This window comes from Borrelia hispanica CRI (genome assembly GCF_000500065.1).
In the GTDB taxonomy this organism is placed as follows: Bacteria; Spirochaetota; Spirochaetia; order Borreliales; family Borreliaceae; genus Borrelia; species Borrelia hispanica.
In genome coordinates this window covers 1-8,841 of record NZ_AYOU01000098.1, presented here as the reverse complement: position 1 = coordinate 8,841, position 8,841 = coordinate 1, and the positions used below count along the sequence as shown (strand labels likewise).

Sequence of the window (8,841 nt, the reverse complement as noted above, 5' to 3'; positions counted from 1 at the left end):
TTGTAGGTGCATAAGGCATTGCACCATTTTCGGATGGAGTTTGCAAGTACCGTAGTTTTCAACTTGCGTTCCTATCCATAATTGCCTAAGAATAAATATATAGCAAAAACAAAATATTATCAAGTATAAAAACAAATTTTTTGTAATTTTTTAGTAGCTGAAAAAAATTATTGCAGTCCAATATTACTTGGACTGTAATAACCTTTTACCAAATATCATAAATCTTCGCCTTTGTCTTTGCTTTTAAACTTGGTAACTAAGATGTTAATAATATCTTTAGTTATTGGTTTAAGAAGAAAAACAAATAATGAACCCATACCTAAAATGAATAGAGAAATAATAATCAATTTACCCCCGTCAATATTAAGTAAAAGTTCTAATAAAGCATTGAGACTTTGCATAATCCTTTAACCTCACTTTATAATAAATGGTATAGTTAAATATATAGCTAAAATAAAATATAGCAAAAATAAAAATTATAATTTAAGAAGTAAAGGCATACCATCTACTCTCTTTTGCATATACCAACCTTCGAAAAGATTAAACCTCAGACCTGTTCCACCATTGACACTTCCAAGCTGAAATAACGTTCTTTTTGAAGAAGAGCCGCTGTATTTTATATTGACAGTTTTACGAGCTTGAGAAGTTGAACTAGATATTGCTTTAACTTCAACAATTAAGTAAATAGGTTTATCATCATATGAACTGTCTGTTTGTATGGTAATTTCAGAATTTTGATTTGTTTGTGACGAATCTGACAAGTCAAAAACATAACGACCATATTTTAAACTCGACATATACACGGTTTTAGTATATTCACCAGAATATTGTCTTTCTGGTTGTATTGTACTAATACTATTTGCACTGAAGCTGCTGCTAATACCGGTAAGATGTTCTTGAACCTTTATTTTTTTCAAAGAAGAATAGTAAAGTCCTAGAAAATAAGTATTTGTATTTAATGTGTCTTGTTGTGATAAATCATATTCAAGTTTATTTGTGACTTTACTAAGAATAGAATCCATAACACTGGATTCATTATTTTTGAGTTTTTCTATAACTTTTTGATAAGCTTGATTTATAAAGTTTGTATTTTGTAATAATTCATTTGCAATTAGAGTTTGTATTATTTGCTTAAAATCATCGACTCCTTCGCCTTGAACGAATGTTTTTTTATGCAATTCTTTACGAAAGTCATCAAAAGTAATTGCATGACAACTAGAAAAGCCATCATCTAAAACCAATAGATCAGAGGGGTCAGTTGAGGTTCTTCTATTGAGGTTTCTAATTTCTATTGTATCATCATGTCTTACGACGGTATCTTGTTCAGGACTTTCTTGACTAGTCATAAAATCTCCTTATTCATTATCCTTTAAACTCTTTGACGTATTCATTCTTATAGTTTTGTATCTTGAGTATTCTTCCAATAGGAATAAGTTTTTTGATGAATGCGTAAATAGAGTTTTCATATCCTTTAGGAAGTAAAGTTATAATCCATGCTTTTTTGATAATACGTTCATTTTCTTTAGTTTTGAATATAATTTTTTTATGAGGTGTAGTGTCTTTTTTTGACTTACTACCAACAATAAATGCTATAACATTAGTTTTAATATCGCTTTTGAGCTTTATGTTAATGACGCCAGGTGATAAAGTAGTAGGTTCGATATCAACATTAAGGAAGGCTTTGAATAGCTTGATAAATGATTCATGGGTCCCAATATGACGTAAAGCGAAAAGCACACTATCAATATTTTTTGCTAGTGTTTCAAGAGTTTGGTTTGTTGAGTATATAATTTTCAATATTTCTGACAACCAGAATGCTATGAATCTTGAATTTAGATTTGTAGTAGCATTGATATCTGTGAAATTATCATTAAGAGTTTTGACCTCTTTTATTATTTGATCTATGAATCCAAGTTCGGCATGTATTATTTTTTCAACTTCAGTGTCATTAAAGACTGTGGGTATAGTAGGTATACTTGTCATTTAACCTCCTTTTTATGAGGATATACTGATTAACAATCTATCAGAAGTAAAATCAAAATCAAGAATTTCATTTTCTTCAACCTGAACATTTTCGTTATTCTTAAATTCACTATCATTAATATCATTAATTTTTGTATTCAAGTTTTCTTTCACAGCAATAGAGACATCAATGCAGTGTACACCTTTAATTTCGTTAACAGGAGCAAAAAAATCTTGATATTCAAAACTAATTCCCATATCGCCATAATTATTATTTGCAATTCTGGTGTAAATATCTCTAATTTTAGCGTCAACATTAAGGTATAGATGATTTTTGATATTTACTTTATATTTGCTTTTTAGGTATACGTATTTTTTCTTACCAAGTGACACTTTATATTCGATTCTCTGATTATTGTTGTTAATTCCGTCGATAATGATATCTCCTTCGAAAGTAGTACCAATTGGACATGTTAGATAAAGTGTATTCCAAATATTTGCTTTTAGATTTGTATCTTCTATTTGTGTTTTGTCTGAATTCAAAAATTCATCATCTACAATAACATAAATACTAGCTGTACCAGCAGTACTTTTGATATTTGCGTGTGTAATACCATTAATAGATAGTAGAGAGTTCTTAATGGCCTCATAAGTAGTACTTTTTACACTTATGTGTTTTTCTATCGCTTGCCAATATTCAGAATCAGGTTTTATGGATTCGAATAATTTGTTAACTTCATCAATTAGTTCACATTCTTTGAATGCAAGTGATGTTGCAATGATGTTGTAAATGGATGCTGGGTCGTCATTAATTAATATTTTATAATTGTCTCTCAAATATTGACGTTTAGCATTTACAATTTGTTCAATATTCTTTTTCAAGACTCCAACATCAGAATCAAACAGGATGCTCATAATCTAACCTCCATATTGAGAGTGTCATTTGGAAAGTGAAAGACAATGCTTATTGCGTTTGATTGTATCTTTACGTCAAGATTTACAATATCAATTTTGAGATCTTGTATAATATTGAATAGGTAAGTTTTGATTTGTGCTAAAGAGTTCACCTTGATAAGCTTCATAATGTGTGAATAATCCAAACCCCATTGAGGATCATAGAAAAGACTACCTTTTGGAGTCTTCAAGAATATGAATAGTCGTTGTTTTTGTTCTTCAATACTGTCAACAAGCTTTAAATTCGAATTAAAAGCTAAATTAAAATCGTTGTCAATTCTGATATCCAATCTTTATGTCCTTTACAAGGAAGTATAATACTATTTTTGCTAAAAACTATTTTAGCAACATGTTTATTTTGTTTTGTATATTATTAACATATGTGTAAAAACTAGGTTCAACCGTAGCTTGTCCCGAAACTCTCAAATTGTGCAAACAATTAACTATTTCTTCTAAGACTTGTTTTAAACTTATGTTATTATTTTTGATCTCCATAAGGTTTTTTGTGCGAATAGAAAAATCATCAACTTTGATAGTTGCATTTTGCATATTAATCGGTCGTAATATATAGAAATAGTTTTTATCATAATAATTATCATCATTAATATCAAAAAGATTGATACTACTTTGCAAAAGAATAACCTCATCGTTTTCTTGTAGATCAAAATGCATATTGGATATACATCGAGTCCTAATTTCTACATTTTTGTAAAGGGATAGTAATACAACACCTTCTTGAGTTTCAGAATCAAAAGATTTGATAATTCCTATTGTAGAGATGAAAATATTTTTATAGATCCATAGTTTGATCTCTTCTTGTGTTAATGCAGAACCAACCATTTGGCTATTCATTCTGTAAATATCATAATTCAAATGCATTTATTTGGCTTCTCCTTTTATATTTAGGTAATTCGCATCATCATAAAGCTTGAGTATAAGAGAACACTCACCAATATTACTTAATACAGCATCAGCTTGTGAAATAGTGCCCTTAATTTTGTTGCCAGTACCATCAATGAAACTAACTTTATCACCAACTTTGAGTTTATGTGTATACATAATCTTGGCATTCCAATATATTAACTTAATATTTCTATTTGAACCTATAGTGACTTCTTGTTGTGGTATAAATTCAAGAAGATAATCTTCAAGAGGTTCATAGTCTTTATCTGTGTCTTTTTTTGTTTCCTCTTCTTTTGTGTCTGTTGTAGTTGTTTCTGTTTTTGGATTTTTGTCCTTTTGTATAGGCTTATTTTTTTCTGTTTCTTCTTTTTTCTCTGTTTCTGTTTGTATCGGTACGTAATTTGTAAATATATAGTTACATTCGATATCAGTAGTATTGATAGATGCTTCTTTGATTAGTTGTGTATGGTCTTTAGGTGTAATATCTGTTCTAACGCTTTGGACATACTTTTTAGTTATTTTTTCGATAAATTCAACAGGAGTGTTTGCACAAAAACTTTCATTTATTATGCGTTTTTTGTTTTCATAAGTCATATTGATAATATTTCTACCAGGAAAAGCTGATTTGATCGCATCTTCTACTGTCATGCCTTGAAATTGATTTGGGTTGAGTGCTCTATGAAAATAATTGCTTTTTGATGCTAAATGAATTTCCAAATCAACACTAAAATCACCACTAGGATAATCAGTACTCATAGGTGTACCTAAGTACCCAGACATAATAAAGTCATAATCTTTAAGTTCTGCAAATTTTTTATAGTATATTGTGACAATATTACCAGCTTGTAAATTATCAGTAAAATCTATAGGTAAATTCCAAATAGTTAGTTTTGCTTGTTTAGAACATATATAGTTATTGCTTGTATATACATCAGATATTTGAATGTCTATATGTATACCATCTGTAGTGCGAAGTATAATTTTGGGTTCGTTTGTATTTTTCTTCTTTTCTTCAGTTTCTTCAGTCTTAGTTTCTTCCTTTGGTTTTTCTTTAGGTGTGCTCTTTTCTTTAGCTTTTTCAGTTTGAGTTTCATTTTCTTTTTTAGGTATCTCGTAGATTTTAGGTTGATCGTAGAATTCGATCTTGAAGTCATATTTCAAAAGTCTAGGCTCCATTAATTCACCCTTTATATTTTGTAAATGTTTTGAGAACTTCTAATGTTACACTAATTTCAACCTCATCAAGATATACTGTGTCTTTAAGCTCAAGAGAAGTAATAGCGACTATTTCTATAAATCCAAAAGATGGGCTGTAAACACTAAATGGCACACTTTCTTTTACCCTATTTGTTAAGTGCTGTTTTGCTAAATTGCTAGTATTTGGAAATATGGATTTTCCAAAAGGCACATTGAATGACCATTTGAGTAGTTCTGAATATCCACTAACTAATTTAGCATTATTTAAAGTAATAATCTCGTCATTGAAAGTAGGATTATAACTTACATGTGTAGATTTGCGAGTGTAATAATCAATTATAGGGCGTTTTGAACAAGTAGTATTATATTTCATGTTGATTAGTTCACTTTTAGCTTGAATGAAAAATCCTTGTGGGACATATCCTTGGCCTTTGAAGTCCATTCGTGGACACAGAATCAAGAAATTTGACGTCATAAACACACTAGATAATTGATTGAAAGTTTCTTTCAAAATGGTTGTTATTTGAGACGGCGTTAAGTTAATATAGTCTAGCATTGATTTCATGCCTTTTGCATCTTTGTACTGATGAATAAAATCAGTTGTAAATTGTGTGATCATATTTATGCCTCCTTAAGGTGTTTTCACACTTGCGTCTTTTTCTAATTTAGTTCCAGTATCAGTAGTTGGGAGTGGTGAATGGTCTTTATCTGTTTTATCGTCTGCACTAAAAACCCGTTTGTAAAACCAATCGGGCAGTATTTGTTTTAGTGCCATTTTTACCATCTTCATAAACCATTCGCTGATATTACCGAAAAAACTTGTGAGACCTTTGATCATTGGATCAAGTATGTGAGTTTTGAAAGTAAAGTCTTGAAGCCATGTAGCTAGTTTTGATAATTTCGCTAAGAGGGGTTTTACTAGTTCAGATGTAGTTTTTGCGAAAGAATCTTCGGCTTCAATAAGATCATCTTTGAGTTTTTCTTCTGTACTTGCGTATTTAGGAAATTCTAGTGTATTCCAATCATCAATAATTTTTTTTAGTGAGTCTGTTCTAAAAGACAAAGCTTGATTTGAAGATAGTATGTCATATTCCATTTCTCCACGTTCATTGTACTTATTTGTCAATTTGCTAAATGAACCCATGACATTATATAGAGACCCACCTTTTCCTTGTAAGAATTCTGATACTACAGCAATAGCTGAAGCATTGTCATTAACAACTCCTGTGGATTTAAGTCTCGCAGCGAATGCTACTGCTTTATTTAGGTTCGCCTCATTGTTTTGTCCTAAACTTTCCAAATCTTTTCTCAAAATTCCAGCATAATTAAGGAACTCTTCTCTATCAATTTCCCTATTAAATCCCGGTATTTCTTGAAGAATATTATTAAGTTGAGCCTTTTCTTGAGATTTGAATACTCTTGAAGTAATTACATTCATTTTTTTTACATTTGCGTTGTTGATAATAGATCTTTTAGCATAATTGAATGCATCACCAATCCCACCTTGAAAAGTAGTCCCAAATACTTGTCCAAGAGCAGTTCCAACCGCAATTTTACCTACTTCTAGAACAGCGCGCCCAGTGCGACGTATAGTGCGACGTATAATTCCATTTTGCTTTTTTAGCGATTTATATTCTAAGTCCATCAATTTTTCTTGTGTCATGGACGACCTTTTTATTGCGGCTTCTTTCGCCTTTTTGAATCTCATGCCTTGGCTCATAAGTCTTTTAGTTTCCTGAAGTTTGAACTTTTCTATATTTTCTAGCCTTTTTTGCTCTTCTATTCTTAATTTTTCTTGTTTTTTTTCTTTTGTTAATCTTAATTTTTCTAGCCTTTTTTTTGCTGCTTCTAGTTTTTTTTGTTTTTCTATTCTTAATTTCTCTTGTCTTTTTTCTTCTGCTAATTTTAGTTTTTCATATTTGTTTTGTTTAGCAAGTTCAGCTTTTTTTTCTTTCAGATTGTGTTTCAATATTTTTTCAGTGCTATCGAGTCTTGTTCTTTTGGGTTTTAGAACTTTTTCAAGAATAGATATATCTTTTTCTAAAGACTTTTTAGTTGAAGCATGATCAAGTACACCTTTGAACTTAATAGTAAATCCAGCGTTATTCATAATATTCCTCTAGATAGAGACATTTCATATATCTTCATTTGAAGTTTCAAATCTGATATTTTGTTTACCTCCATCAAATCTTTATAATTCAGTGTCTTTACCTCATCAAAGCTGCAAATACCCATCATAACGGGGAAGTGATATTTATCTTTTTTGGCGTTTTCGAGGAATTTGAAATATGAATGTGTTATCTCTTGAAGAATATCACTTCTTTTGTTTATTCTCATAGGCGTATACCTTTACAATTCTTTTTCTTGTGAATCGATATTTTGTATTATTTGTTCATAATTCCAACTATCGTCAATATAGTCGAATTTTACAAATCCACCATCAGCATTCAGATAATGACTTAAGTAAACAAGACTTGGTTTTTTGAAGTCTTCTTCTAAGGTGAATGTATCGAATTGAATTGAATACAATATTGCAACAAGATAATCCTTGTAGTAAGAAATATATTTTCTATTATCATCTAAAATGAAGTAAAATTTGTCTAAAAAGTCGGGTTTGATCATAATGTTTGTTATTGTTCTCAGATAATCAATATTATTGAGTTTGTCAATACCGTAATTTTGTGAAAAACCTAATATAGAATCCCATTGGTAAACTGGTAATACTTTTACATCGAATGTGTGTGTTTCCTTTTTTGTCAAAATATTCATTTTGTAAAGTTGAATCATATAGCCTCCTTGATTTTACTTATTGAGTTTTTTTTACTTCGCAATTAATCGCTCTAATTTCAAACGTAACTTTTTCTGCTTCAGCAGCATAGCTTCTTGATGGTTCTTCTGCAAAGAATGCATGATTAGATACAATGTGAATGTTTTCAAAATCGTTAAATACAAGTTTTAGCAGTTTTTTGTGCGTACTCTCTTCTGTGTTGTAAAATTGATTTTGAGACATATCTGTTAGTATCTTATAGTCATAAGATCCAATAGTTACTTCAACATTGAATATGAAAGTAATAGTTTTGGGGTCTCTAAAACTAACTACCGGAAGTCCCATATCTTCAGTACTAGATACAGCTCTTGTTGTAGGTTCACTAGTAAGTTCTAATTTCCCACTTTGAATTTGCTTATCTTTGATTGAGAAAAATATTTTCGTTAAATTATAAACCTGCTCCATTATTAAACCTCCTTTAAGCTATTTTGATAACTTTGTATATCTTGTGTTGTGATATTCAATACCACGCCCTTCATAGAATAGTTATAAGTAATACTTATTGATAAGAATAGTTTTAGTGAAGCACTTGCCGATATTTGTATTTTGAGCTTAGAATAAGAAACAATTATACCTGCATCAACAAACTCTTTCAGTTTGCATGCAATAGCCGCACTATAAGCAGTATCTCTTTGTCCTGATAGTTGAAGTGCTGATAATTTACTATTTTGTCTATTATTCAAGTTCCATATTCTAATAAGTTCCGCAATAAATTCATATTTGATATAGTCGTAAGTAAAAATTTCGTCGATAGGGCTAGAATCTAAACAAATTCCCTCCTTAAAAGCTGGAAAACCATCAAGTCCAGTTTCATTAAGGTGTGAGTAGAAATTGATATTAGCTTGTCTAAGCTTAGTAATTTCTTCACTATTAGTAATAGGATTGATACCACTAAATGTAAGTCCATAAGGGTTTACAGCATGAAACATACTTGCTTCATGTAAATATTTAGATACAAATCTCAAATGTAATTGTTGAGTTCCTTTAGAATGAACAAC

The 8,841-nt window shown here is 30.1% G+C and carries 13 protein-coding genes; all 13 read right to left on the bottom strand.

All coding sequences use genetic code 11. The features are described 5' to 3' along the window. Positions 1-215: 215 nt before the first annotated feature. Positions 216-401 carry a BlyA family holin gene (locus U880_RS0102845; protein ID WP_024654531.1) on the bottom strand — a complete coding sequence of 62 codons (186 nt, stop codon included), beginning with the start codon at positions 399-401 and terminating at the stop codon, positions 216-218. A 75-nt stretch (positions 402-476) separates the two neighbouring features. After that, the gene (locus tag U880_RS0102840; RefSeq protein WP_024654682.1) at positions 477-1,346 is read right to left on the bottom strand and encodes a DUF685 domain-containing protein; all 870 of its coding nucleotides are present in this window, start codon (positions 1,344-1,346) and stop codon (positions 477-479) included. A 16-nt stretch (positions 1,347-1,362) separates the two neighbouring features. Further along, complete coding sequence (locus U880_RS0102835) at positions 1,363-1,983, bottom strand: DUF735 family protein (protein ID WP_038359028.1); 621 nt, start codon at positions 1,981-1,983, stop codon at positions 1,363-1,365. Positions 1,984-1,995: 12 nt separating this feature from the next. Beyond that, entirely contained in the window at positions 1,996-2,877 is an 882-nt protein-coding gene (locus tag U880_RS0102830; protein WP_024654680.1) for a DUF276 domain-containing protein, read from the bottom strand. Then, the gene (locus U880_RS0102825; protein WP_024654679.1) at positions 2,874-3,206 is read right to left on the bottom strand and encodes a contractile injection system sheath initiator; all 333 of its coding nucleotides are present in this window, start codon (positions 3,204-3,206) and stop codon (positions 2,874-2,876) included. Before U880_RS0102825 ends, U880_RS0102830 begins: the two co-directional genes overlap by 4 nt. A gap of 46 nt (positions 3,207-3,252) precedes the next feature. Beyond that, the gene (locus tag U880_RS0102820; protein WP_024654678.1) at positions 3,253-3,795 is read right to left on the bottom strand and encodes a DUF777 family protein; all 543 of its coding nucleotides are present in this window, start codon (positions 3,793-3,795) and stop codon (positions 3,253-3,255) included. Beyond that, positions 3,796-4,995 (bottom strand): DUF693 family protein, encoded by a 1,200-nt coding sequence (locus tag U880_RS0102815; RefSeq protein WP_024654677.1) that lies wholly within the window; start codon positions 4,993-4,995, stop codon positions 3,796-3,798. A 4-nt stretch (positions 4,996-4,999) separates the two neighbouring features. Further along, entirely contained in the window at positions 5,000-5,635 is a 636-nt protein-coding gene (locus U880_RS0102810) for a DUF792 family protein (RefSeq protein WP_024654676.1), read from the bottom strand. Positions 5,636-5,647: 12 nt separating this feature from the next. After that, positions 5,648-7,126, bottom strand: a complete 1,479-nt coding sequence (locus U880_RS0102805; protein ID WP_024654675.1) for a DUF759 family protein — start codon at positions 7,124-7,126, stop codon at positions 5,648-5,650. Beyond that, on the bottom strand, positions 7,123-7,353 hold the full coding sequence (locus tag U880_RS0102800; protein ID WP_051373866.1) for a DUF1322 family protein: 231 nt from the start codon (positions 7,351-7,353) through the stop codon (positions 7,123-7,125). The genes U880_RS0102805 and U880_RS0102800 overlap by 4 nt, the downstream gene beginning before the upstream one ends. A 12-nt stretch (positions 7,354-7,365) precedes the next feature. Continuing rightward, positions 7,366-7,803, bottom strand: coding sequence for a DUF1473 family protein (locus U880_RS0102795; protein ID WP_024654673.1), 438 nt, complete (start codon positions 7,801-7,803; stop codon positions 7,366-7,368). 19 nt (positions 7,804-7,822) lie between these two features. After that, complete coding sequence (locus U880_RS0102790; RefSeq protein WP_024654672.1) at positions 7,823-8,248, bottom strand: DUF1463 family protein; 426 nt, start codon at positions 8,246-8,248, stop codon at positions 7,823-7,825. A gap of 2 nt (positions 8,249-8,250) precedes the next feature. Further along, positions 8,251-8,841: DUF787 family protein (locus tag U880_RS11150; protein WP_024654612.1), on the bottom strand; the 591-nt coding region annotated here is incomplete at its 5' end.

Coding starts and splice junctions, on each gene's coding strand:
- U880_RS0102845 (WP_024654531.1), bottom strand. CDS start 401: ATGCAAAGTCTCAATGCTTTATTAGAACTTTTACTTAATATTGACGGG.
- U880_RS0102840 (WP_024654682.1), bottom strand. CDS start 1,346: ATGACTAGTCAAGAAAGTCCTGAACAAGATACCGTCGTAAGACATGAT.
- U880_RS0102835 (WP_038359028.1), bottom strand. CDS start 1,983: ATGACAAGTATACCTACTATACCCACAGTCTTTAATGACACTGAAGTT.
- U880_RS0102830 (WP_024654680.1), bottom strand. CDS start 2,877: ATGAGCATCCTGTTTGATTCTGATGTTGGAGTCTTGAAAAAGAATATT.
- U880_RS0102820 (WP_024654678.1), bottom strand. CDS start 3,795: ATGCATTTGAATTATGATATTTACAGAATGAATAGCCAAATGGTTGGT.
- U880_RS0102815 (WP_024654677.1), bottom strand. CDS start 4,995: ATGGAGCCTAGACTTTTGAAATATGACTTCAAGATCGAATTCTACGAT.
- U880_RS0102810 (WP_024654676.1), bottom strand. CDS start 5,635: ATGATCACACAATTTACAACTGATTTTATTCATCAGTACAAAGATGCA.
- U880_RS0102805 (WP_024654675.1), bottom strand. CDS start 7,126: ATGAATAACGCTGGATTTACTATTAAGTTCAAAGGTGTACTTGATCAT.
- U880_RS0102800 (WP_051373866.1), bottom strand. CDS start 7,353: ATGAGAATAAACAAAAGAAGTGATATTCTTCAAGAGATAACACATTCA.
- U880_RS0102795 (WP_024654673.1), bottom strand. CDS start 7,803: ATGATTCAACTTTACAAAATGAATATTTTGACAAAAAAGGAAACACAC.
- U880_RS0102790 (WP_024654672.1), bottom strand. CDS start 8,248: ATGGAGCAGGTTTATAATTTAACGAAAATATTTTTCTCAATCAAAGAT.